21 protein-coding genes are annotated in these 25035 nt (G+C 53.6%); 4 read left to right on the forward strand and 17 right to left on the reverse strand.

The window, feature by feature from the left end:
* Positions 1-2: 2 nt before the first annotated feature.
* Together MHI24_RS15690 and MHI24_RS15695 are read right to left on the reverse strand one after the other, a co-directional pair.
* Positions 3-470, reverse strand: coding sequence for a hypothetical protein (locus tag MHI24_RS15690; RefSeq protein WP_340026520.1), 468 nt, complete (start codon positions 468-470; stop codon positions 3-5).
* 83 nt (positions 471-553) lie between these two features.
* Complete coding sequence (locus MHI24_RS15695) at positions 554-1513, reverse strand: effector binding domain-containing protein (RefSeq protein ID WP_340026521.1); 960 nt, start codon at positions 1511-1513, stop codon at positions 554-556.
* A 161-nt stretch (positions 1514-1674) separates the two neighbouring features.
* Here MHI24_RS15695 and MHI24_RS15700 point away from each other — a divergent pair, with 161 nt between their 5' ends.
* Entirely contained in the window at positions 1675-2214 is a 540-nt protein-coding gene (locus tag MHI24_RS15700) for a DUF6199 family natural product biosynthesis protein (protein WP_340026522.1), read from the forward strand.
* 472 nt (positions 2215-2686) lie between these two features.
* Positions 2687-3523 carry a 23S ribosomal RNA methyltransferase Erm gene (gene erm / locus MHI24_RS15705; protein ID WP_340026523.1) on the forward strand — a complete coding sequence of 279 codons (837 nt, stop codon included), beginning with the start codon at positions 2687-2689 and terminating at the stop codon, positions 3521-3523.
* Positions 3524-3694: 171 nt separating this feature from the next.
* Here erm and MHI24_RS15710 read toward each other — a convergent pair whose 3' ends face one another.
* Positions 3695-6769 carry an S-layer homology domain-containing protein gene (locus tag MHI24_RS15710; RefSeq protein ID WP_340026524.1) on the reverse strand — a complete coding sequence of 1025 codons (3075 nt, stop codon included), beginning with the start codon at positions 6767-6769 and terminating at the stop codon, positions 3695-3697.
* 2964 nt (positions 6770-9733) lie between these two features.
* Here MHI24_RS15710 and MHI24_RS15715 point away from each other — a divergent pair.
* On the forward strand, positions 9734-12325 hold the full coding sequence (locus MHI24_RS15715) for a LuxR C-terminal-related transcriptional regulator (protein WP_340026525.1): 2592 nt from the start codon (positions 9734-9736) through the stop codon (positions 12323-12325).
* A gap of 97 nt (positions 12326-12422) precedes the next feature.
* Here MHI24_RS15715 and MHI24_RS15720 read toward each other — a convergent pair whose 3' ends face one another.
* Entirely contained in the window at positions 12423-13244 is an 822-nt protein-coding gene (locus MHI24_RS15720; protein ID WP_340026526.1) for a helix-turn-helix transcriptional regulator, read from the reverse strand.
* A gap of 111 nt (positions 13245-13355) precedes the next feature.
* Between MHI24_RS15720 and MHI24_RS15725 the strand changes: the two genes are divergently transcribed.
* Positions 13356-14198, forward strand: coding sequence for an NAD(P)-dependent oxidoreductase (locus tag MHI24_RS15725; protein WP_340026527.1), 843 nt, complete (start codon positions 13356-13358; stop codon positions 14196-14198).
* Between the two features lie 20 nt (positions 14199-14218).
* Here MHI24_RS15725 and MHI24_RS15730 read toward each other — a convergent pair whose 3' ends face one another.
* The 13 genes from MHI24_RS15730 to MHI24_RS15790 form a co-directional block, all read right to left on the reverse strand.
* Positions 14219-14623, reverse strand: a complete 405-nt coding sequence (locus MHI24_RS15730) for a VOC family protein (protein ID WP_340026528.1) — start codon at positions 14621-14623, stop codon at positions 14219-14221.
* 167 nt (positions 14624-14790) lie between these two features.
* Positions 14791-15786 carry a zinc-binding dehydrogenase gene (locus MHI24_RS15735; RefSeq protein WP_340026529.1) on the reverse strand — a complete coding sequence of 332 codons (996 nt, stop codon included), beginning with the start codon at positions 15784-15786 and terminating at the stop codon, positions 14791-14793.
* Between the two features lie 125 nt (positions 15787-15911).
* A complete protein-coding gene (locus MHI24_RS15740) occupies positions 15912-16568 on the reverse strand; it encodes an MOSC domain-containing protein (RefSeq protein ID WP_340026530.1) in 657 nt (218 codons plus the stop codon).
* 29 nt (positions 16569-16597) lie between these two features.
* On the reverse strand, positions 16598-17839 hold the full coding sequence (locus MHI24_RS15745) for an MFS transporter (protein ID WP_340026531.1): 1242 nt from the start codon (positions 17837-17839) through the stop codon (positions 16598-16600).
* Positions 17840-17862: 23 nt separating this feature from the next.
* Complete coding sequence (locus tag MHI24_RS15750; RefSeq protein ID WP_245367912.1) at positions 17863-18180, reverse strand: YciI family protein; 318 nt, start codon at positions 18178-18180, stop codon at positions 17863-17865.
* Between the two features lie 21 nt (positions 18181-18201).
* Entirely contained in the window at positions 18202-19263 is a 1062-nt protein-coding gene (locus MHI24_RS15755; protein WP_340026532.1) for a radical SAM protein, read from the reverse strand.
* A complete protein-coding gene (locus tag MHI24_RS15760) occupies positions 19260-20480 on the reverse strand; it encodes a pitrilysin family protein (protein WP_340026533.1) in 1221 nt (406 codons plus the stop codon). Before MHI24_RS15760 ends, MHI24_RS15755 begins: the two co-directional genes overlap by 4 nt.
* A 12-nt stretch (positions 20481-20492) precedes the next feature.
* Positions 20493-21749 carry a pitrilysin family protein gene (locus MHI24_RS15765; RefSeq protein WP_340026534.1) on the reverse strand — a complete coding sequence of 419 codons (1257 nt, stop codon included), beginning with the start codon at positions 21747-21749 and terminating at the stop codon, positions 20493-20495.
* Between the two features lie 53 nt (positions 21750-21802).
* Complete coding sequence (locus tag MHI24_RS15770; protein ID WP_340026535.1) at positions 21803-21946, reverse strand: hypothetical protein; 144 nt, start codon at positions 21944-21946, stop codon at positions 21803-21805.
* A gap of 27 nt (positions 21947-21973) precedes the next feature.
* Positions 21974-22261, reverse strand: a complete 288-nt coding sequence (locus tag MHI24_RS15775; protein ID WP_340026536.1) for a PqqD family protein — start codon at positions 22259-22261, stop codon at positions 21974-21976.
* 14 nt (positions 22262-22275) lie between these two features.
* Positions 22276-23310, reverse strand: a complete 1035-nt coding sequence (locus MHI24_RS15780; RefSeq protein WP_340026537.1) for a radical SAM protein — start codon at positions 23308-23310, stop codon at positions 22276-22278.
* Between the two features lie 186 nt (positions 23311-23496).
* Positions 23497-24093, reverse strand: a complete 597-nt coding sequence (locus MHI24_RS15785) for a LuxR C-terminal-related transcriptional regulator (RefSeq protein WP_340026538.1) — start codon at positions 24091-24093, stop codon at positions 23497-23499.
* Between the two features lie 169 nt (positions 24094-24262).
* Positions 24263-24898 (reverse strand): hypothetical protein, encoded by a 636-nt coding sequence (locus MHI24_RS15790; RefSeq protein ID WP_340026539.1) that lies wholly within the window; start codon positions 24896-24898, stop codon positions 24263-24265.
* Between the last annotated feature and the right edge of the window lie 137 nt (positions 24899-25035).

Here is a 25035-nt window from a genome sequence, read left to right on the forward strand (position 1 = left end):
TTCTACTTGCGGCATGGGAGCAGCTTGATCTCCGTAAGATTGTCGAGATTGATCTCGATCCGCAGCTCTTCATGCTCGTTGATGGCGATTAAGGTCCGGTCCTCGACATGTAAATGTTTAATCGGATTGGTTGCGTCCGAGAAAAAAGCCCAAACCAAATTCCCGCCCCCATCGATGCAGGCGATGAAGCCTTCATTCCCCATCTGCCCGTCCCCGCCGTAGATTGTTCCGCCCTCACAATCCAGACTCGTCCAGGCATCAACTATGGTCCAAGGGTCATCATTATACTTCACAATACTCTCAATTGTTGTGTCACACAGGGGGTGGCAGCTCATTGTACGCTCACGGGTATTCGGATCGTAACAGGTCTCGATATTGAGAATAGTAACGCTGCCGTCTGCCCAAGCGACACAGTTGATCCCGGGCAGCTCACGCGCCGCCGTCCAATGCTTCTGAATGAAGTTACTCATGGTTCTGTCCTTTCATTTGGCCGGATTCCTGTCTAATATACCATTTCTGTTAAACGCCCCGTTTTCCCTTCAAAAGGTCTGGATCACCCCTTCGCCTGTACGGCTATAGGGTAATAAAGATCCAACTGAAACGTTTCGTTAACAAACATATCTCCGTTGAACAGGAAGTGCTCCTCCAGCCATTGATCCGGGCCCGGCTGATATTGGCTGCTCTGCACCCATTCGTTCAAACGGCTCCAGGCATCAGGGATATCTAGCCCGTATAGGCTGGAGACGGCATAAAGACCGCCGTTCACCTGCTTAATCCGTACCTTACCCGAGGGTTCGGTGTCCTCAGAGACTGTAGCCCACATCTCGTAACCATGCTCATTCTGTGCGCCGGGCTGATTGAAGCCGAAATACCGGGTGGCCGGAGCCCGGTCTAACCCTTTTTCCTTCACCCATGCATACAGAACATTCCACGCCTCATCCTCCGGCTGATTCCCTGCGGTTGTCTGATAGTAGGCTACCTTCATCGGCTTCAATTCGATAAACCGGACTTGATGATCCTCCAGCTTCACCCGTTGATGTTCCATTCCTCCTGATTCCTCCGTCTCTATATTTGATTCTTCTTCACAAAACATGGCAGCAACGTCCAGATTAATCTTCTTCGACTGCTCCAGTAACAGGCCGATTGCATTGCCCTTGGCGTGCCCCTGTGCCTGCAATAATTCCACATACCGTTCGAGAAGCTCCCTGAGGACCAGCATGCTGCTGATCTCCCGCTGAACCTCTCCCAGCTTATTGCAGAATACACTGACCGCCGTTGACAGTTCAGAGGCTAACAGAACCGCTGTAATGTCCTTTACAGAGAAGCTTAGCTGCTTCAACAGCAGGATCAGTTCAAGCTTCCTGAGCATCTCCCCGCTGTACAGGCGTTTTGCGCTTCCCGGTTCCCTGATGCTCGTAATCAGGCCGATCTCCTCGTAGTATCTTAGCGTCCGGCAGGAGACTCCGTAACGGCCCGACACCTCTCCGATTTTACTCAGCTGAGTGGTAATCATGATTTCTCCTTTCCTGTGGCTTTGAAGCACTTCATGGCTCTATCCTACAGGTTTACGTGCACGTCAAGTCAATACCTCAGCTGTAAGAAATCTGTATATAAGGAACCTGGAGGAAAGGTTTACGTAGTAAATAAAATTAACTTGCATGGGATGTGATGAATTTGACAGGACTCATTGGGTTTATAATCGTAGCCATCGGATTGGTTATAGCCGTCTGGCCTAAGGCCGCCTGGTATTTACGGCTGGGGTGGAGGTTCAAGAATGCGGAGCCCAGCGGGCTGGCCTTAGGGGCGGAACGGGTAACAGGTGTGATCCTGGTGATCGCCGGCTTCATCCTGATGGTATCAAGCTGCGCCTCAGGCAGTGCGGACCGCCATTGGGCCGAGCGGTTTAAGGAGAAGCTGGACTCGGGGCAGGTACAGGAAATCAGCATCGGCCTGATTAATCCCGCTGTATTAAGCGGGGAAGAAACCACTAAGATGATTCAAATGATACAGGATGCAGAGCTTAGACCTTTCGATTCAGGGAATTCGTTCGGAGCCAGCAACACCGGGACGATTACCTTTACCGACCAGACCCGGGTAGATATCGTTATTCTGGGCCCGACCGGGGGAATCGAACTGCATCCCGATGATACGCAGACGGATTATGAGATCATGAGCGAAGAATTAAAGACGTGGCTTGCGAATTACGGGAACTGATATAGACATTGTGACTGCACACGGATTGTGCTACAATAGGTTCACTTTTAGGAACGGAGGGTTGTCCTGACGATGGGTGCAGTTAATTACGGAAGATTGCGTTTTGTTACTTTGTCCCACTAATTTCATAGTGAACAAAGGCTCTGCCTGCGTGCGGAGCAAAACGGAATCGGTCTGCCCATTTCAGGATATCCCAATGCTTGGTTAGGATAACAGGGGACAGCGCGTCTGTCTCTTTTTTGCGTGCGTAACAACGATTATGAATGAAGAGCTCCTTCGCAAAGGACAAAGCGGAATTCTGACGTTATCCAACCTTGCAATTGAAACTCCAATTAAACTGTTGTCTGTATTTTTCTCTACGACGACCGTTTATTCGAATGCGCACTCTACCTCTCGCTTCCCGTTTTTTCGCCGCAGGCATATGCCTGCTTTTTTTGTTGCCTGCGAACAAACAATCGGGAGGATATCAGAAATGCGTAAACATGACAAAAAGCATAGAACGATAAGAAAACATAAAACGGGGCCAAATTTCACTGCCCAGCATTTGCTGCACAATCCGGCCACTATCAAAAAACTCATTGGTATCGCGCGTCTGCAGCCGACTGATACCGTGCTGGAAATTGGTCCAGGCAAAGGAAGCCTTACGTTTCCGCTTGCCGAACGTTCCCGCAAAGTCATTGCTGTCGAGATCGATGCGGGATTTGTTCAAACACTTCGCGCTAAAGCAACAGGTTATCCGCATATTCGCATCGTACATGGTGATATAAGGAGGGTGCGGCTGCCCGCCGAACCTTTTAGCGTTGTCTCCAATATCCCTTTTTCAATTACGACGGACATTCTGGACAAGCTGCTTGGGACCGAAGGCAGTATGTTACAAAGCGGTGTTCTGATTGTCGAACAGGGGGCAGCCCGAAGATTTACTCAAAACACCTATCTGGAACCTCGTCTACTGCGGTGGAGCATGTATTTCCGGCTCGAAATGATCGCTGTCATTCCCCGTACCCATTTTGCTCCGCCACCCGGCGTCGATGCCGCCATCTTACGGATTGTCCGCAGAGATCGCCCGTTAATCCCGGTTGGGAAAGGAAAGCAGTTCGCTGCCTTCGCTGCTTGTATGCTGCGTGATCCGCGGCTGATGACGGCGTATGCGCTCAAGAGAATTTTCACTCCGGCGCAGTTGAAGCATTCACTGCGGACCGCCAAGGCGGATCGCGAGCAACCGGTCGCGACCCTTTCGGCTGAACAGTGGGCAAGTCTGTTTATGTCCATGATTCGCCATGTCGATTCCCCTCGATGGCCAAAAGGCTAAACAGACGGTTGGACGCATCTATAGAGCCCGGCCCGCGATTCCGCAGGCTGGGCTTGTCTGCTTTGAGCTTGAATATGCACCAAAGACCCTGTATCGCCAAAACGATCAGAGTCTTTGGGTTGATGCTATCATGCAGCCGGGAGGAATCGGACCTCCACGGCTGTTACACTACTAATCCAGTGCCCGGAGCAGGACGACAACGGCTTCGGCGCGTGTGGTCGATGCTGCCGGAGCAAACTGGCCGCCTGCTCTGCCTGCCACGATGCCCCGCGCGTAGAGCGCTTCGACTGAACCCTGCGCCCAGGCCGGGATAGCTTCTCCATCGACGAAAGGCAGTCCCGCCGACCCGCTCGCAGCGATACCGAACACCCGGGCCAAGACGACAGCCATCTCTGCGCGGGAAATCTCGCGGTTCGGCCGGAAGCTGCCATCGGCATACCCTCTGATCCATCCCAGCTCGACAGCCAGCCGGATCGATGGCTTCGCCCACTCCCCCCAGCTATGCTCATCGCTGAAGCTTGGCGCTGAGCCTGCAGCAGCATCAGGCCGCAGCGCCTGGACGAGCATTACGATGAACTCTGCTCTTGTAACTGCCTGCCCCGGCCGGAAAGCCTGGTCCGGGTAACCCTGCACCCAGCGTTGAGATACAGCGCGCCGGATCTGCTCCTCTGCCCAGTGGCCGATCGTATCAGTGAAGACTGGCGCTACGGGCGGTTCGCTCTCCTGAGCCGGCTGTGACCCGGCCTGTGGCTTCGGCTCCATTGTCTGCTCGTCAGCAAGGCGTTGCACGGTTAGGGTGTAGATGCGCTCCATTCCATTCTCTGCCTTCACTGTGATCCGGTAACGGTTGCTTCCTAGCTGCAGCGGCCAGATCGACCCCGGTTCCAGCCTTTGCCCGTCCCCCTCCCGAGTGACCGACATAGTCGCCTTGGCATCTGCCGCTTCGACACGGAGCACCAGCTCGGTAGCCCTAGTCTCCACTTGGTAGCTTGTCGTCTCGGCATTGAAGCCCGGCGTGAGCGGGAGTACTACCCCGTCGGCTGACAGCTGCAGCACCTTCAACTGAGCGTTGTCCGAAGGGCTCGCGCCGCTGGATGGCGGTGCAGGCGGATCGACTTGCCGGATCACAGCCTGATTGTAGCTGATTATCGCCTGCTGAAGCGCTGCTGCCGCAGCATCAACATCCTGCTGGGGCGATTCTAATTGCTGTGCGACTGCCTTTGCCGCTGCAATCTCTGCTGCCAAGACAGCTCGCGCCTGCGCTGGATATTGACCAGTTCCGGCGCCTTCTGTCGTATCTGTCAGTCGCTGTTCCGCTTGGGTGATCTGACTGTCCAGTGCAGTCAGATCAGGCAACGTCAACGTCTCGACAGGCAGCCCCTGACTCTCCCCGGCGGCATTGTATGCCCGGATGAGGAACACATACCGTGTGCCCGGATCAAGCGCAACCGCATCATACGAACGTAATTGGTCTCCCGTCAGCTCGGCCAGCAGCCGTGCCTCTGCGCCGATATAGATCCGGTAACCTTCGATGCCGGCAAGCGCCTGCGCTTCAGGCCAGCCTAGCTTAATATGGGATATCCCCCGATCCTCTACCTGCGCCGCCGCGCCGCTCTCCCAGTGTGGAGCATCAGGCTGCGGCACAGCAGAGGCCATGTATACTGCCAGCGCCGAAGCTATGGCCGCTCGGGCTTGCTCCACTTGTGCTGCCGTCGCTTGTGAGTTGGACGCGACAGCCTGGGCTGTCGTGATTGCGTCAACCAACGCTGTCCGCGCACTCGACGGATACTGCCCCGGATCGCTGCCCTCTTCCGTGCTCGACAGCTTCGCCTGAGCCTCTGCAATGGCTGTGTTCAGCTCAGTCTTGTCAGACTCGGATACGACAGCCGCATTGTAGATCGCGATCGCGGCGGCGAGTTCTTCCAACGCTTGTTCCACTTCTGCTGCCGTCGCCTGTGCGTTGGACGCGACAGCCTGGGCTGTCGTGATTGCGTCACCCAACGCGGTCCGCACACTCGATGGATATTGGCCTGGGTCGCCGCCCTCTTCCGTGCTCGACAACTTCGCCTGAGCCTCTGCAATTGCTGCGTTCAGTTCAGTCTTGTCAGACTCCGATACGACGGCTGCATTGTAGGTCGCGATCGCAGCGGCGAGTTCTTCCAACGCTTGCTCCACTTGTGCTGCCGTTGCCTGTGCATTATCCGCCATCGCCTGCGCTGTCGTGATTGCGTCACCCAACGCGGTCCGCGCACTCGATGGATATTGGCCCGGGTCGGTGCCTTCGGCCGTACTTGATAGCTTCGCCTGGGCCTCTGCAATCGCTGCGTTCAGCCCAGTCTTGTCAGACTCCGGCACCACTGCCGCATTATAGGTGGCGATTGCCGAGACGAGCGCTTCCAACGCTTGCTCCACTTCTGCTGTCGTCGCCTGGGCATTGGACGCGACAGCCTGGGCTGTCGTGATTGCGTCACCCAACGCGGTCCGCACACTCGATGGATATTGGCCTGGGTCGTTACCCTCGACCGTGCCAGCAAGCTTCGCCTGGGCCTCTGCAATCGCTGCGTTCAGTGCGGTCTTGTCAGACTCGGATACGACGGCCGCATTGTAGGTCGCGATCGCAGCGGCGAGTTCTTCCAACGCTTGCTCCACTTGTGCTGCCGTTGCCTGTGCATTATCCGCCATCGCCTGCGCTGTCGTGATTGCGTCACCCAACGCGGTCCGCGCACTCGATGGATACTGCCCCGGATCGTTACCCTCGACCGTGCCAGCAAGCTTCGCTTGGGCCTCTGCAATCGCTGCGTTCAGCTCAGTCTTGTCCGCCTCCGGCACCTCTGCCGCGTTGTAGGTCGCGATTGCGGCGGTGAGTTCTTCCAACGCTTGTTCCACTTGTGCTGCCGCCGCTTGTGAGTTGGACGCGACGGCCTGGGCTGTCGTGATTGCGTCACCTAACGCGGTACGCGCACTCGACGAATACTGGCCCGGGTCGGTGCCTTCGACCGTACTTGATAACTGCGCCTGGGCCTCTGCAATCGCTGCGTTCAGCTCAGTCTTGTCAGACTCCGGCACCACTGCAGCATTACAGGTTGCGATTGCCGAGACGAGTTCTTCCAACGCTTGCTCTACTTGTGCTGCCGTTGCCTGTACATTGGACGCGACGGCTTGCGCTGTCGTGATTGCGTCACCCAACTCGGTCCGCGCACTCGATGGATATTGGCCTGGGTCGCTGCCCTCTTCCGTGCTCGACAACTTCGCCTGCGCTTCTGCGATTGCTGCGTTCAGCGCGGTCTTATCGGATTCGGATACAACAGCCGCATTGTAGGTCGCGATCGCGGCGGCGAGTTCTTCCAACGCTTGTTCCACTTCTGCTGCCGTCGCCTGTGCGTTAGACGCGACGGCTTGCGCTGTTACGATGGCATCAACTAACGCGGTCCGCGCACTCGACGGATACTGCCCCGGATCGTTACCCTCGACCGTGCCAGCAAGCTTCGCCTGGGCCTCTGCAATCGCTGCGTTCAGTGCCGTCTTGTCAGACTCGGATACGACGGCCGCATTGTAGGTCGCGATCGCGGCGGCGAGTTCTTCCAACGCTTGCTCCACTTGTGCTGCCGTCGCCTGTACACTGGACGCGACGGCTTGCGCTGTTGCGATGGCATCAACTAACGCAGTCCGCGCGCTCGCCGGATACTGCCCCGGATCGTTACCCTCGACCGTGCCAGCAAGCTTCGCCTGGGCCTCTGCAATCGCTGCGTTCAGCTCAGTCTTGTCCGCCTCCGGCACCACTGCCGCATTATAGGTGGCGATTGCCGAGACGAGCGCTTCCAACGCTTGCTCCACTTGTGCTGCCGTCGCCTGTACATTGGACGCGACGGCTTGCGCTGTTGCGATGGCATCAACTAACGCTGTCCGCGCACTCGACGGATACTGCCCCGGATCGTTACCCTCGACCGTGCCAGCAAGCTTCGCTTGGGCCTCTGCAATCGCTGCGTTCAGCTCAGTCTTGTCCGCCTCCGGCACCTCTGCCGCATTGTAGGTCGCGATCGCGGCGGCGAGTTCTTCCAACGCTTGCTCCACTTCTGCTGCCGTCGCCTGTGCGTTGGACGCGACAGCCTGGGCTGTCGTGATTGCGTCAACCAACGCGGTCCGCGCACTCGACGGATACTGGCCCGGATCGCTGCCCTCTTCCGTGCTTGACAGCTTCGCCTGCGCTTCTGCGATCGCTGCGTTCAGCTCAGTCTTGTCAGACTCCGGCACCACTGCCGCATTATAGGTGGCGATTGCCGAGACGAGCGCTTCCAACGCTTGCTCCACTTGTGCTGCCGTCGCCTGTACATTGGACGCGACAGCTTGCGCTGTTGCGATGGCGTCAACTAACGCAGTCCGCGCGCTCGCCGGATATTGGCCCGGGTCAGTGCCTCCGACTGTGCCAGCAAGCTTCGCGTCTGCCTCCACGATCGCTGCGTTTAGCCTAGTCTTGTCCGCTTCGCTCACAGCGATTACCAATTGGTGGGGGATGAGGATGCCGTTGATCCTCGCACGGATCGTGGCTGTGCCCAATGTGTCTGACTGGAACGTAGCCCCGAATTGCCCGTTGCCACGATACGTAACAGGGCCGAAGATGCCCATATCCGTCTCCAGCGTTACACGGTCGGTCCCAAAACTGACGTTTCGCTTCCAGTAATCCGCCATTTGCAGGTAAACCGTCGTCGGCTCTATCGGCGCAACGGTGCTGCTACCCGAGAGGCTGGCTTGTCTGGGATCGGTTAATGTCAACTGTTCAAAGTGGTAGATCAGCGCATCTGCTCTAGCTCCTGCCAATTGATAATAATCGCTCACTCCTGTAAACCATAACGTGCCATCTGTTCGAAGCGCCAGGGTGTAATCATTCCCTGCGGTCAGATAAGCGACATCTGTCAGTGGCCGGTTGGGATCGGCGCTATCTACCAGCTGGACAGGTGTTGGGGCCTGATTTACTTGATTGCCCAAACCCAGCATGCCGCCACTGCCTCCCCACACCCAGAGCGTACCATCGTTCTTGACTGCGACCGAGTGCGTGGCTCCGCCGTCAACATAGACCGCCCCCGTAAAAAGACCGCCGTTACCATCCACAACGCGCCCGGCTCGGGTATGATGCGAATCCTGGCTGTTCAGCCCAAGCTGCCCGTTGCCATTGACACCCCAAGCCCACATCTCCCCGTCTTCCGTGACAGCCAGTCCATGATAGAAGCCTCCTCCGATGGCGCGGATGCCGCTCAACGCAGATCCGTCGTTTTTGGTAATCGGCACCGGGTAGGCATATGACCGCGGCATAAAGCTGCCCTGCCCTAGCTGGCCATTGCCGTTGTACCCCCACCCCAGCACCCGTCCATCCTCCAATAGCGCCAGATTGTGCATCCCGCCGGACACGATATCGGCCACATCTGTCAGCGGTACACCTGCCGCAGCTTGCACCTGAACAGGGCTGGGCAGGAAATTATCGCTGCCGCTTGTGCCTATTCCGCCCTGACCGGCCTGATTGTCGCCCCAGGCATAAACCGTGCCGTCCTCGGCCAAGGCCAGCGCATGCGTTGTCCCCGCCACAATCTTCTTAATCTTGGGCAAGCCCGGGATCGGCTCGGCGGCACTTCCGATCATCCCGGCCGGCCGACCAAGCTCATTGCTCGCATTGAATCCCCAGGAATAGACAACACCATCCTCGCTAAGCGCCAAGGAGTATTGCGGCCCCGCAGCTACCGACTTGATCCCTCTAAGGGTACGGAGCGATCCGTTATACCACTCATAGACAGGCATCGCCACCTGTCCGTCCTGCACCGAATTGTTCCCGAGCTGAACAACATTATTGCGCCCCCATGCCCTGACAGTGCCATCGTTCAGCACCGCGAGAATATGCACATCTCCGGCCGCTACAGCTGTAACTTTTAAGGTGAAGGGCTCCTCGGCTGCCGCACTTACGTCCGGCGACCACAATACGCCAGCCAATAGGATGATTGCCATCCATTGCGCCAACCAAGCCCGCCCCAGCCTCTGCTTTTCATTTCTCGTCCTTTTCATTTCTGCCTCCCGGCCTCCTTCTCCCATTTGCACTTGTATCCGCTCATTGTATGAAAACGAGTCTAAAAAACAATTTGCAAATGTTAATCGACGGCCGAATCCGACAAAAATCGTGTATACTTAAAATTGGAAATAAATCAGATTCATTGGAGGAACGATGCTGTGAATCCAAATGACCAAGATATCCCGCTGCTGCGCTCTAAATGGACAACGCCCCGCCAGCGGGATGAATATATCGCGCGACGCCGGCTGCTTGACGAGCTGGAGGACTCGGCAAACGGCAGGCTGACGGTCGTATCCGCGCCTGCGGGCAGCGGCAAGACGACACTGCTCAGTCAATGGGCCCGACATACCGGCCGTGCCGTTGCCTGGGTGTCGCTGGACCCGCTGGACAATGATCCAATCCGGTTCTGGCGATACATCGCCGCCGCGCTCGGCGAACAATCGACACCAGCTGTCGTTGCCAGGCTAACATCGGCGGTCGCCGCCCTCCCGCATCGGTCGCTGTACGCCTTCGTCGACGCATTGATGAACGAGTGGTACTGCTTGTCCCGTCCGGTCACACTTATTTTGGACGACTACCATCTCATCACCGAACAGGTTATCCATGACAGTCTTGCTTATGCGATCAGCTATCTGCCCGAACAGGCGCATCTGATGATCGGCAGCCGCGCCGAGCTTCCCTTCCCGACAGGACGATGGCTGGCCGGCGGCGAAATGCGCATTATAACCTTTGAGCGGCTCCGGTTCAGCGTACAGGAGACCCGTGACTTCTATAACCGGACGCACAGTCTTCCCTTGACCGACGAACAAGTCGACCGGTTGCATCTCGCTACCGAGGGCTGGGTAACGGGGCTGCAACTGGCCGCCGTCTCGCAGACCGACTGGCAGAATCATGCCTCCAGGATCGACCGGCTCGACGGCAGCCACCGGGCGATCGTCGACTATCTTTTTCAGGAGGTATACTCTACTCTGACAGAGGCGGAGCAGCATTTCCTGTGCCGCACCGCTGTACTGGAGCGGATGGATGCCGGGCTATGCGCTGCTGTGAGCGGCGAGCCCGGGAGCGGGCAGATGCTCCAGCGGCTGGAGGCGGCCAATCTGTTCGTTATACCGCTTGACACGCAAGGGAACTGGTACCGGTACCACCCGCTGTTCGGCGAGTTCCTGCGGACGCTGCTCAGACAGCAGCATCCGCAAGCGCTGCGGGCGGCCCACCGCACCGCCAGCCGTGCCTGCGCCGCACGCGGTCTCGTCGATGCGGCGATTGAGCATGCTTGTGCAGGGGAGGACTACCCGGCGCTGGAGGCGCTGTTGGAACAGCATATGGAGGAGCTGCTGCGCCAAGGCCAGTATGCCAATATCTTGCGCTGGCTGGAGCATACGCCCGCAGATGCCGCCGTATCGCCAGAGTGGCTGACGCTGCATGCCTTCGTCCTGACGGTGAGCGGCAAGACCGGCCGAGCCGAACGTCTCCTGCGCGAGCTTGAGCAAAGACTGCGCGAAGAGACCGATACGAACAGAGCTGCCTCTATTCTCTCTGGCCTGTTTTTCCTCCGCTCCAACCTGCTGTTCTTCACCGGCAGCTACGAAGTGTGGCAGACCTTTGCCGATGGACTTGAGAAGGACATGCTGATCGACAACGGCATCTTCTACAGCTATAACTTCAATGTCTCGGAGCCGCAGATCAACCGGACGCCGATCGGACTGAAGGGTGCTTTGTCGCGCGAGGTCGAGGCGGTCGGTCTGCGCTTCAGCCAGGTGCTGGAGGCTCACGGCTGGACGTACTCGCTATTCAATCTCTACGTGAAGCAGTCACTCGCCGAAGGCTACTACGAATGGGGCCGGCTTGAGGATTGCCAACGTCTGCTGGATCAGATCGGCGCTTATGGAGAGCTGGCGGCGACGCCCGGTCTGTACGTGCCCCACCGCATCCTGCAAGCCAGACTGTACGCCAGCCAGGATCAATATGAATTGGCGCTCGCCTGGCTGGCCCAAGGTCTGCCTGCCGCCGAGAGCTATCCGGCCAGCCGCTGGAGCGCCGCCTTGCTGGCGGCCAGAGCGCGTCTCCTGCTCGCACAGGAGCAGGTCGGTCCAGCCCGGCGCGAGCTCGGCCGGTTAGGGCTATCCCAACAGGAGCTGCCCTCGCTGGACCGCGAGCTTGAGCTGCTGACATGGGCCCGCCTTCTGGAGCGGCAGCACAAGCATGTGCAGGCGCTGCGCCTCCTGGAGCGGCTGCTGCCCCAGGCCGAGCGCGACGGTCTGGTCTGCAGCATCGTCGAGATCGGTCTGCTGACGGCGATCCTGGAGCATCGGCGGGGTCAGCGGCGTGCAGCGCTGCAACGAGTCGAGTCCGTACTCCGGATCGCCCGCGGACACGGCTATATCCGCTCCTTCCTCGACGAAGGCGAGGCTGCAGCTGCGCTGCTGCGCCTCTATGTCCAGTCCCCGGACCGGCCGGCCGCCGATCCGGCGCTGGAAGATTACGCCCGCCAGCTCCTGGAGCGTATGCGGCCGCTGCAGCCGCAGCCATCGGAGCTTGCCGTCCCGGACGCCGACATGCCAAGTGAGAGCGAGCTAGCGATGCTTAGCCTCATCCGCAGCGGCGCATCCAACAAGCAAATTGCCGCCGGGCTCGCGCTCTCCGAAGGCACGGTGCGTGTCTATCTCTCACGGCTGTATGCCAAGCTCGGCGTCTCCTCGCGCACACAGGCGCTGCAGGCGGCGCAGGGCAAGGGCTGGTTCAGCAGCTAGGGATGCTAAACGCAAACTGCCCCTCCATTAATTGACTGGAGAGGCGGTTTGCATTTTTGGGTCGGTATCCCTTTAGAGTGGAAGCAAATGGAATATACTATATAGTCTCCAGCACACGCTGCAGCCGTTCACTTGTCTCTGTTGAAGCTGTGTAGATCATCACCTTCAGGTCCGGGTTGCCCGGAGGCTGCAGGGTCACATGCTCGAATTCCATCTCGCCGATCCGGGGATCATATCTCCGTTTGTGGTGGTCTGCTACAGCCTGAACCTCATGAAGCGGCCAGATCTCGCGAAAAAGCTGGCTGTTATGCATAAACTCTTCTATGAGCTGCTTGAACCTCTCATCCTCAGGGAAGCGTGCGTAATCCGCACGAAACTGGGCAATCAGAACTTTGGCCCCGGTTCCTGAGCCCTCTACGGATGACCCCAGCCCTGTCAAAATATACCTGACCCAGTTCATGCGCTCTGTCGCCGTATCCCCATACGAAGGTAACCGGAATACAAGCTCAGCCGCCTGATTCCACATCAGCACATCCCAATACCTCCCCAGCACAAAAGCCGGATGCGGACCAAGCGCCTGTATCATCCGCTCAATGCCCGCAGGAATGCGCTGATCCGCTTCCCCATTCTGTTGTACCGGTCTGGCAAGAAGATGCAGATGCTGGCGTTCATCCTCTGTTAGCCGCAAGGCTCTGGCTATATTATTAAGGACTTCCTCTGACGGATTGACGCTCCGGCCTTGCTCCAGGGAGGTGTACCATGAGGTTCCGATATGGGCAAGCTGGGCCACTTCTTCCCTCCGCAGCCCCGGAATCCGCCGCCGCCCATAGGATGCCAGCCCCACCTCCTCCGGCGTAAGGCGTTCCCGGCGCGAACGCAGAAATTCACCCAATGACGTTCTCGATAATCCGTTCTCCACACCATCTTCCCCCTTATCCTGACACTCCCAATCATACGATAAAGGCAGGAAGGATGCTATTCGCGCGTTCTATTATACTCCTCCTATGACTTAACATAGGAGGATCTGAAGATGAAGATTTTTGTTACCGGAGCAACAGGTAAGGTAGGAAGCCGCCTGGTTCCTCGCCTGCTCCAGCGCGGACATCAGGTTACGCTGCTGGTCAGGGATGCGTCCAGGGTAGAGGAGCTTTGCCAGCAAGGAGCTGAATGTGTCGATGGTGACCTTCTGCAGCCGGAAAGTTACCTTGAGGCACTGCGGGGTAATGACGTTGTGGTGCACTTGGCCGCCCAGTTCCGGGGCGTGGATGAGCAGACCACCCGAACAGCCAATATTGATGGAGCTGTGGCCTTGGCCCTTGCGTCGCTGGATGCAGATGTGCCAAGGTTCGTATTCGCAAGCACTAACCACGTCTACGGACCGGGAGATCATTCGCGGCCCAGCCGGGAGGAGGATGAGCTCCGGCCTGCTTTTGCTTATCCCCAGAGCAAGGCGGAGGCTGAAGCAGCACTGCTGGCTCTCCACCGTGAACAGGGCTTAGGGCTGCGCATTGTAAGGTTTCCCTTCATCTATGGTGAACGCGATCCCCATATCGCGGAGGTTCTGCCCTACTTCAGCCAATGGAACCCGGCCAGACGCATTCATATGGCTCATCATGCGGATATCAGTCAGGCGCTGATGCTCGCCGCCTTCACACCGGGAATCGATGGACGAATCTATAATGTGGCTGACGATGCGCCGATCTCCGTTGCCGAGATGCTTCAGCTTCATCAGGCCGAGCCCTCGCCGGAAGCCTTGCAGCAGCCATATGATCCATGGGATATGATTGTCGATACCTCACGGATCAGAGACGAGCTGCATTACCGGCCGATCTATCCTTCGTTCTATACGGCAAGAGATGCAGGGGCATTATAAGGCACTCGCTTAAGCTTCCGTCAAGGTCTGGCAGCGAACCGTTTCATTGCATCCTCCGTCACCGGCTGAAAGAGGTTCACCAGGTTGCCGTCGGGATCACGGAACAGAATCGAACGGTTCCCCCAGGGCATCGTGGTTGGCTCTTGTACCCAATCCCTGACAAGCGGCTTAAGGCGCGCATATTCAGCATCGACATCATCGACGCGGAACTCCATGATGACCGTGCGGTTACTGGCCGCTGCTACAGAACCAGTACCGAATAGCTGCGCTGTCTTGGAGTGGCCGATGGCCAGGGTGCATGTAGGCATAACAAATTCGGCAAACACAGGAGCAGGCCGCTCCGCCGCCATCCCTGTCACTTGCTCATAGAACTCAACCAGACGATCGATGTCGTCAGTAATAATACGTATCGAAGCGAAATTCATAAGTGTTCATCCTCTCTTGAATGTGTACATGTCTAATGATAAAAAAACGCTACTGACAACGTTATGTCAGTAGCGTCTGTAATATAGACGAAAAACCGATCAGATTCCGCTCGCGCTAGGCCATCGGGCCGATGCCAGTAGCATCTCTACCTTCCGTCCCTCTACCCTCAGCCTATCCTGAGCGCAATATTCCCCAGCTGCTCCGCGCGTTCCATCCGCTGAAGGGCAAGCGGAGTCTCCGATAAGGAATACACGCTATCCATGATAGGGTGTATCTGATGCTGCTCCATAAACTCAAGCATCGCGGTGAACTCTTCATGGCTGCCTATGGATGTTCCAAGCACCTGAAGCTGCGGGAAGAATATGGCTCTGGCCGGAATGGTCAGATCATCGCCTGAGCTGGCACCGAACATGACAATTCTCCCGCCCGGCTTAATGACCTCGAAGTATTGCTCGAATGTGGCCGGACCTACGCTATCCAGGATCAGGTCTACAGGATGGTTCCTGAGTTCATCCCGCCAACGGGTGTTGCTGTCTATAACCCGATTAACCGGTAATTGCAGGGCCTCTGTACGCTTCGCTTCACTTCTGGACGTAACCGTGACCCGTGCCCCAGCCGCTGCCGCCATTAGAGCAGCAAACGTAGCCACTCCACCGCCAATGCCGGGAATCAGCACATGGTCGCCCCGTTTCAGGTCCCCTCTGGTAAATAACGCCCGGTATGCAGTGAGTGCTGCTAAGGGTAACACACCTGCTTCCTCCCAGGAGAGATACGCTGGCTTAAGCACAACATTCTGCTCAGGTACAATTACATACTCCGCAAAGGTCCCGTCTGCAGGGTGCCCTAATATATCAGGAACCACAGGCACCTCATCCGCCCGGTCCCAGCCGAGACAGGGATTAATGATGACTTCCATTCCCCGGGATAGTCCGCTTACCCCCTCACCCGTGTCTTCAATAACACCCGCCCCGTCTGAACCCAGCACACAAGGATGAATCGGACCCGGCGCGCCTTCTGTAGCAGAAGCAGCAGCGATAATGAACAAATCCCGGTGATTGAGTCCCGCTGTTCGCAGCCTTACCTTGACCTGCCCCTGTTCAGGACGCTTGTCCGGATGATCTGTATATTGCAGACCCTGCGGTCCAAGTGTAATTGCCTTCATCTTCATATCCTCCTATTACGCTGTAGTGGCTTCATACCAAGTGTAGGCCGTTACAGCGGTTAGGTAAAATGAACAGAAGAGAAGGTGAGTATCATTAATAATGATACCTGTAAGCGGCTTTCACTTCACATGCCTTGCATTCTGTTGGTAGAGTCCTCATAATGTCCTGCCAGTCTTAACTTCAAGGTAGTTCTAACGCTTGGCGCTAAAGCCTCCACCTGTAGAATATTCATTATTAGCTCTTTATTCGGTACATCCTTGTACATGGCTTCATTGACCATTTTAATAGAGATTTGAGATGAATGGGTCTTAGAGCAAACAAATTGGCTCTCAATACTTACCCACCCCTCCTGCAGGACACGCATAAGAAAGCCGGTTTTTCCCAGGTCCTGAAAAAGAAGCGGCAGTTGAGGGTACCCAAACTTTTTAGCCAGCTTATGACATGGTGGGCGAGGCTGCGTAACCTCCAGCAACGCTTCCCCCCACATAAAAATATCGCCGATATTTACCTCGGATTCCCTCATACCCTGTACAGTAAGATTTTCCCCGAAGGATCCAAAAGGGAGTTCCCTGCAAAGCACCTGTTCCCAGTCAGGGTAATATTCCTCGGGATAAGCACAAACCGCTTTGTGTGGTCCGCCATGCCTAATCTTATTCGCCTGTTCGTCACCTTGCAGACCTAGACCGGATAAAAAGACCCTATCCTTTGTTGGCTTTTTTGTAATCGCAGACAATATGTGCTTTCCCTCATGTTCGATCGATTCAGCTTTTCCAATGTTCACAGAACATATCCGCATCCTGATTCCACCCCTTAAACTGCTGTTTCCGTGTGCAGCTCCTGTTGCATTAGAGCGAATTTCTGATTCTGTGCCTTACGAATTAGCTGATAGATCGCGCCCCCACAAAGAACTAACAGACTGGCGATCACCGAAAACATCAGCCCCCCGCCAAAGTGTTCAAAGATCAGACCGAAGCAGATGGGACCGAGGATTTTCGGGATTTGCATATATAAGCCAAAGATAGAGTTATATCTCCCTCGCATCCCTGCAGGGGCAGCAATGGAAACATACTTTTGCAAGTGGATGATGCCTATGATTTCGCCTACGGTAAAAATCAGCTCCGTGACCACCAGTACAAAGAATGAGGCAGCAAATCCATAACCCAGACATACAATTGCAAACAGCAGATAACTTAGCAAAATCATAGACTGTGGTGATTTATTTTCAGTCTTCTTCGGCAACCAAACCATAAGCAGAATGACAACGACGGAATTAATCGTCATCAGGCCGGCAAAGATGGCAGATGCATTAGAAAAGTTTGTCTTCAGATGCAAAGGAAGAGTAGTTTCCACTTGAGAGTACAGTAATCCCACAGGAAGCGCGCATAGGGTCAGCAGGTACAATAATTTGTGCTCACGGTATAGAAGTCTGCCTGAGCGGGTTTTTTCAGGCTTACCGGAATGCAGAATCTCCTCCGGCCGTGTCTCCGGCACCTTCCACCAAATGAGCAAAGCAAACAAAATAAAAGAAGCCGAACAAATCACAAAGATAACATTCTGATTCAACAGGTACACAGCCAAGCCCAGCAAGGGACCCAGTGCACCACCAACATTGACTGCACCATGAATAAGGGCAAAAGCCTCCGCCCGTTTCTCTTCAGGAACAACGTCAGAAATCTGGGCATTTGCTGCCGGAAGAAACATTGGCATCCCCATACCCCCAAGTACAGAAATCAGAATCAGCATCCACAGGGATTCAGCAAATATAAAACCAAACATGGATAAAGCCTGAATAGCTAATGATACAAGCATGACCGGCTTACGCCCATACTGGTCAGCAAGCCCTCCGCCCCAAAAACTTAGCAGAATTCCCGCCAGCGGTTGAAGACCAACCACCAGCAGGGGCATCAATACTGTTCCACCAAGCTTATCCGAGATATAAAAAATGAGAAAAGGCCGGATCATAAATGTAGTTAATGCACATAAGCCGGTTCCAAATACCCTAATCCATAATATGGGGTCATGCCGTCTAAAATAAGAAAACGTAAGCCGCATGAAAGAATCAACCTCTCTTCATTCTATTCAACAATGCCCATATGTCCGTTACTCTCATGTGACAACTCCCAGGTACGCAGTTCATAATTCTCTTTGCCCGATAGGACATACGGATCACGTTCTGCGATGCTTACCGCTTCTTCTCTGGACGATGCACGGATAATGACCATACCGCCTGCATAATCCGTAAACGGCCCGCATAATACCAGCTTCCCTTCCCGGTCAAGTTCCCGTAAATGGTTCACATGGGCACGAATAAGTTCAAGACTCATTTTTTCATTTGTTGCATGGCTGAGCAAAATAACATACCGAATGTCTTCATCTCTGGTAACATAGCTCATTTGTTCATTCTCCTTTTTATGTTAGACTGTGATGCGATCTGCAGACTCTGTTACAGAATGCAGCCAACAATGCGTGTCATCAGCTAAATAATCGTGATACAGGCCATAAGCAACTCCGCGGCATCCCCCACATTTTTCCCGGATTCCACATTGACCGCAATTTCCGCTCAGGTTGCTCCGGTCACGTAATTGCCGGATAACCTCAGAGCTGTGCCAAATCTCTTTCAGGGACCGTTCATGCACATTTCCTAACTTTACCGGAAGCATAACACAGGGAGTAACCCAGCCATCTGCAGAAATATACCCTTGCGCCAACCCGGCTTGGCAGCCTCTGAAGCCCTCCTGGCAGGCTAGAGCGGGATCAACCAAGGCCATTTGCGCCAAATGGCTGCTGAACCTCATACGTCCTTTAAGCTGCTCCCGCTTATGCACCCACAGCTCGGCCAAAGATCTCCATTGCTCAGGGAGCAAATCCATGCTTTGACTTCCCCTGCCAACAGGTACAAACTGTGACAGATTGAACAAATGGACCCCTTTGGCCAGGGCAAATTCAATAACCTGCTCCGTATGATGCATATTTTCTTTGTGGGGAGTGAAGCAGATATGTGTCTGAAGTCCAGACTCCAGAGAAGCATCAATGGCATGCTCCACACGATTAAACAGGCCCTTCAGCCCTCTCACTTCATCATGCGTCTGGCCTATCCCGTCAAGGCTAATCTGGATGCGTTGAAGTCCTAAGGTCCTCAATGCCTTCGCTCTCTCCAGATTCAGACCCCAGCCGTTGGTCCCCAGACCGACCTGCATATTATGATGAACAGCATGTCTAATAATCTGGTCAATATCTGGCCGAAACAACGGCTCCCCTCCGGACAAGGCTAAATCAATACATCCTATTTCCGCCAGCTCGTCAATTAACTGCAAAGCGCGTGTCTGATCCAATTCTCCCGGAAGACAGGTTCCAGAGCTTGACGAGCAGTGTATGCAGTGGGCATTACACAAATTGGTAACCGCCCAGACCATATGTACAGGATAGCTGAACCATTTCTCTATCATATTTTGACCAGCCCCGTTTCTTGTGTTCATCCGTAGATTTCAAAGAACTCCCTGCCGCTAAAGTACTGTGCTATTATATTTTGAAGATCATCTATACTAATCTGATCAATGAGCGCCAGAAGTTCACTTAGAGGAACCATACGTTTATGACGCATCCAAGCCTGCGCAATGGAAACCGAACGGCTGTGGGATCCGGAAGCATCCAGAGCCATTTGTGTTTTAACTTTTTGCTTGGCTCGGTTATATTCGCGTGGCGTAATCATTCCGGCCTTTATCTGCTGCAGCTCCACCAGCATCTTTTCTCGAATCCACTCCAACTGAGGTGCGCTTGTCAGACCATAGATTTTGAACAGCCCTTTGCCGCCTAATACGGTGTATACACAGGTGATCTGCTGTGCAAATCCAGGTGCGACGATCTTATTGTAGAGCCTTGAGCCGATATAATTATCGTCCCCCAATAAGGTACATAACAAATGGACAGCGTAATGTTCTTTATCTTCTAACGGCGGCAGACTCCAGGCCCATAAGGAGTAACATAATTGTGAATGCTTCTGCGTAAGGTTGACCACTTCAGGTTGTGCAATTAACGGCTGTTCAAGCTCAACCGGAAGTATAGACTCCTCCCAATCCTCTAAGGCTTGCAGGCAGGAATCCAGTCCGATGCACTTCTCAAGCCTGCCTGAAATCACCAGCAGGATATTTGATGGAATGTAATGCCGTTTGTGAAATTCCCTCAGGTCCGGAGCCTTCAGTTGCAGGATATCTTCATCATGACCAATCAGCAGCTTGCCAAGACGCCCCGGATACACGCATTGATGGAGAGCATGAGTCAGTCTGCTCCTCGGTTCCTCCAATTGTCTTGATAATTCCCTGCGGATTATATTCTGTTCCAGATTGAAATCCTCTTCCCGTAATAGAGGCTGACGAATCATGTCCATTAATGGTAGAAATGCTTCTGACAATACCTCAGGGGTGGAGCGGCTGTAGAAGCAAGTATATTCCCAGGTGGTAAAAGCATTCATAGTTCCTGTTATTTGAGTGAACTCGGGACTCATCGTTCCCTTCGGATAGAGCAGAGAACCTCTAAAGAGCAGATGCTCCAGCGCATGTGCTACACCTATCTGTTCCAAAGACTCATGTCCCGCCCCGCTTAACACAAAAAATCCGACTGTCACACTCGCCATTGAGGGCATATCCTCTGTGATTATGTTCAGTCCATTTGGATATTTCCACTGTGAGTAGGCCATAATGTCCCCCTATTAATCCAATACTAACGCTGAAGCTGATACCGGCCCCAAAGTTACCAGCCCCATTGCAGCAGCCGGGGCAACATTCATTAGAGCGGATTGAATTGCCTTCGGAGTAACCGAACTTATAGCCTCTTCCATGGCCGTCAACGTCCCGGGGTACCCCGGATACCAAGAAGCGGTCAACAATGTGTTCATTCTGGAAGCTGTGCTCTCGGACCTTAGTACCATCTGGTTTAACAGCTGGTTCTGGGCGGCATTAACCTCTTCCCTGCTAATACCGTTATTCCTGATTTGCTTTATTTCCCCCGCGATGGCAGAGGCTGCCCAGGACACAAAATTGGGTCCGGTAGCCAAATAAAAGGTCAGAAGTCCAGTATCCCTGAAAGACATTAAGCTGCTTCGCACCTGATAGGCCAATCCTTTTTTCTGACGGATACTCTCAAAAAGTCTGGAGCCGTCTCCTCCACCCAGCACCTGTGATAACACAGCAAATGCAAAAAAATCAGGGTGGCTGCATGATACACAGGGCAACGCCGCTCCCAGATGAACCAGTCTGCCTTCCTGTTCGATGGAATGCACACAGGATTGCCAGGACGGAGATTCTTCCTGAGGAACAACCGGTGAATTCTGTACATCGCCAGCTTCAACGATTTCGTCCAGCAGCTTCCCCATTCTATCCTTTGGAATGCCTCCAACCACAGCAACCACACAATTATTTGGCGCATAAAGACGTTCATATACGTTCTGTACCTTAGGCAAATCTAACTTGTCCATATCTTCAACTAGTCCAGCAGTTGACCGTCCAATGGTTGTACCCCCGGACATTTTCTCCCGCAAAACATCCATTACGTACGCATTCGGCTCCAGGCGGCGTTTACTGGCAAGCGTTACCGTATACTCCTTGCTGGCCGCAAACGTATTAGTGCATAAATCAAACTCCAGAATATCATGTAAAAACAGTTCGAAAACCGGCTCAAATTGATCACAAAGCACTGTAGTCCAGTGACGTGTCCATTCTATATTGGACGAGGTTTTCAAATTAGCCCCGAAATCGGTTAAAATATCTTGGATATCCTCTTGCTTCTGTTCCCGCCGCCATATCCAATCTTCAAGGATCCGTGAGCTGCCTATTTCATCTTCTGCCTCCAGCCTTGCACCAGCACCCGAAAGCAGACCTATCGATACTGTATTCAAGCCAGCTAACGGAAGATGAATAATTGTCAATCCACTGCTTAACCTCCGGCTGGTTGCTCCGCCCTGATCCATTAGCTACCTCCTTGTAAAAAGAACCTCTGGCAGCGCCCGAGGCTCCTTGCTTGCTAGATTACTCTCCAGGCAATAACAGATAATTCCCCTAAATCTACAATATCCAGTTCCTGAATGGCTGCCAGTAAATCAACGTCCTCCATTTCCGCCATATTGTCACGGGCGATGTTCCACAACATATCTCTGGTTGCTTCCATTTCCTCACCTCCTTTCGATTGAACTGGTCAGGCTGCCTGAAGCAAACCCCGTTTCAATAGCTTGTGAAGTAATTTGTTCACTTCCACTCGCCCCTGGTCACACTTAAAGGCTGGAATGGATTCTTCAACAAGCTCTGTAATCTCATCAATTCGGGCAGGCTGCTCACACAGCTTTAGTATGGTATAGGCCAGACGTGACAACACATGAAGTTCATCTGTTGCCGGGTTGTACACCACATACTTGCTATTTTCTTCTTTACGGGTAACAATATTGGATGTGAGTGTTAGTACCGTATCTGAAGTGAAATTCGGCATCTTATCCTCTCCTTCTAAACTTGAACTGTTTCAGGAACTACCCAACAATAAGGATCACCCATTGAAGCATCGTTATGGTAGGCTAATGCCGCTGAGCGGCATCCTCCACAGATGAACTTATGCTCACAAGTGCCGCAATTCCCTTCGTTTCTTGTTGTCCTGTCACGAATATTTGCCAGGACCGGCGAATGTCTCCAGATGTCCTGGAAGCTCTGTTCACGCAAGTTGCCTGCTGTGAGCGGTAAGGTTACACAAGGGGTGACATCACCGTTAACAGTTATACGGGCGGTAACATAGCCTGCACCGCAGCCTATATATTGTGATGCCTGCTCTGAGGGCAGCATCAGTGCAACTCGGCAGTCATGCCAATATATCTTCAGCTTTCCGGCATATTCCTGCTGCATGGAGATCCACTCCACAATTACATCGCGGAGCTCATTGGGCGTAAGTGCCAATGCCTGATCTCCCCGTCCTGTGGGGATAAACTCAGATAGATTTACTCCGTTTGCCCCAAGCCGGGCTGCCAATTCCACGACGCTTCGGCCATCCCTGAAATTAAGCCGGGTCGGCGTATACCCGACAGTAACATTAATCCCATGCTTCACTAATGTTTCAATAGCACTAACCGCCTTATCATATAGCCCTTTGACACCGCGTACCTGCTCATGAACTTCCGCTGTTGCTCCGTCAATACTGACACAGATGCCGGAAACCCCGGCTTCAATGATCCGGCGGCACATCTCATCATTAATCACAGCTCCGTTAGTGCCGATTGAAACCATCATCCCTTTTGACGAAGCGCGGGAGGCAATGTCCATCCAATCGGGCCTGAGCAGAGCTTCTCCCCCTGAGAGTCCAAGCAGAAGGACGCCGGCTTCTGCTAATTGATCAACTACGGAAAGAGCCTCTGCTGTATCCAGTTCTTCAGGATGACGGCGGCCGGCGCCTGAATAGCAATGCACACAACTGGCGTTGCACAAAAGTGTAATCTCCCACACCAGATAGAACGGAGCTTTGAACTGATCCTGTATTGCTGCAATAGTACTCATATTCCCCTCCCTCACCGGGGGACGTTGGCTCCCGGCTATCAATATGTGCCACTAAATATGCTACAAAAATAACATATACTAGAAGTGGAATAATCGTACAATTGAAGTATTTTTATAACAATTCTGAAATTACACAGCAAAAAGGATCGCCTCCTCAGTCAATGACCGGGAGATGATCCTTTTCTATTACTCATTATTTCCATTGTAAGCGGCTCGAAAAAAAAGAGAAACTGCCTCCTTTTGGTTGTGAACTCCAAGCTTACTCAAAAGATTGCGGATATGAGTCCGTACCGTAGTATATGAAATGTATAATTCTAAAGAAATCTGCTGCGTTGAATAGCCTCTGGATAATAGGTGCAGCACCTTATTTTCTTGGGGAGTCAGCTTCTCTATCAGAGAAAACCTCGAGGTCTGTTCGAGGGTCACCCAAATTAACCGCTTATTGTAGCTGCTGACACGAATATCCTTCATAAAAGGAACCCGGATGGAGCCACATTGAACAAATACCTTGCGTGATCCGTTGCAATTGTTCATGTGTTTTGTAGCATTTAGAACCTGGCAGGTTCTACAGAGACTGTTCCCGGTACAATCACTGAAGAGATCAAGCGAACGGCAGGTCTTGCCTACAGCTTGTGTAGCTGAAATACCAAGCAGCATTTCAAGCTCTGTGCTCCATTGTATAACTCGCCCGGTCTCATCAATGATAAAGTAGCAGTCAGAAGTTCGCCTGATCCAACTCATATCCTCTACATTAGTTACGAAAGACTCTTTGAGCTCTTCCATCTTTCACCCCCATATTCCGAAAGTGACTCGAATGGTTATTAGTGAAGTTTGTCTAGATGCAGATTCCAGTGAAGAAATATTTATAGAATTATTTTCTATTTATTTGATTATAGCATTGCACTACGGACTGTCAATTCTTCATTTTTCTACTATACGGTGAACTCCGGCCCTAAGAGAATTGCCAGAAACCTGCTACCGGACGTTTAATCTCTGCCGTCTCAATTTGAGCATAAACATAAAGCGCCCCATACCCGAAAAGATAACTCGCGTCCTCTTGAAGCAAGGTATCGGGATAGCCGTCTTCATCGACCTGGAAGAAGAAAGAGAAGCCATCCTCCTCCAACTGCGTAGAATAATACTCTTCACTCTGAAGCAGTCTCGGGGTTCCACCCATTTTGATCAAAAAAGGCTGATCCGCTGATTCCACATCACTGCACCGTTCTCCGGCTGAAATATGGTGTTGGCGCAGGCCTGTGTGCGTGTACAACTCTTTGCCACTCTCTGTTGATACAGGATGCTCCAGCACCTTGATCGGACAATCAGGATACCTGTTATGTTCCAGATAATCCTCATAATCTTCAGGAATGAAGATCGAAATCATGCGCTCCGGCTGATACGGATGGATAAGACTCAGATAGAACAGGTAGGCTCTGTCCCCTTCATGAACAAGATTGGCCGAATCGTCAAAAAATTCAGGCGCATTCCCGCCGATCCAGCCAGCCCGGGGGCTGTCCGCTACAGCCGGTTCCGCATAATATAGCCTACATTCTGTTCTCCGGGTCAACAGATTCATTAGATTGTCCATCGTCATTACCCCCTCTCCCATACCTTTTAGGAAAAGTGTAATAATTCCATTCAGCAGGGTCAAGTGACGGGCAAAGCGGATCTGACCAGCGAATCAAGTGGAAACGGCTTTGCCGTCCTTTTAAAGGACGGTACCGT

This window comes from Paenibacillus sp. FSL K6-1096 (assembly GCF_037977055.1).
Classification (GTDB): domain Bacteria; phylum Bacillota; class Bacilli; order Paenibacillales; family Paenibacillaceae; genus Paenibacillus_AQ.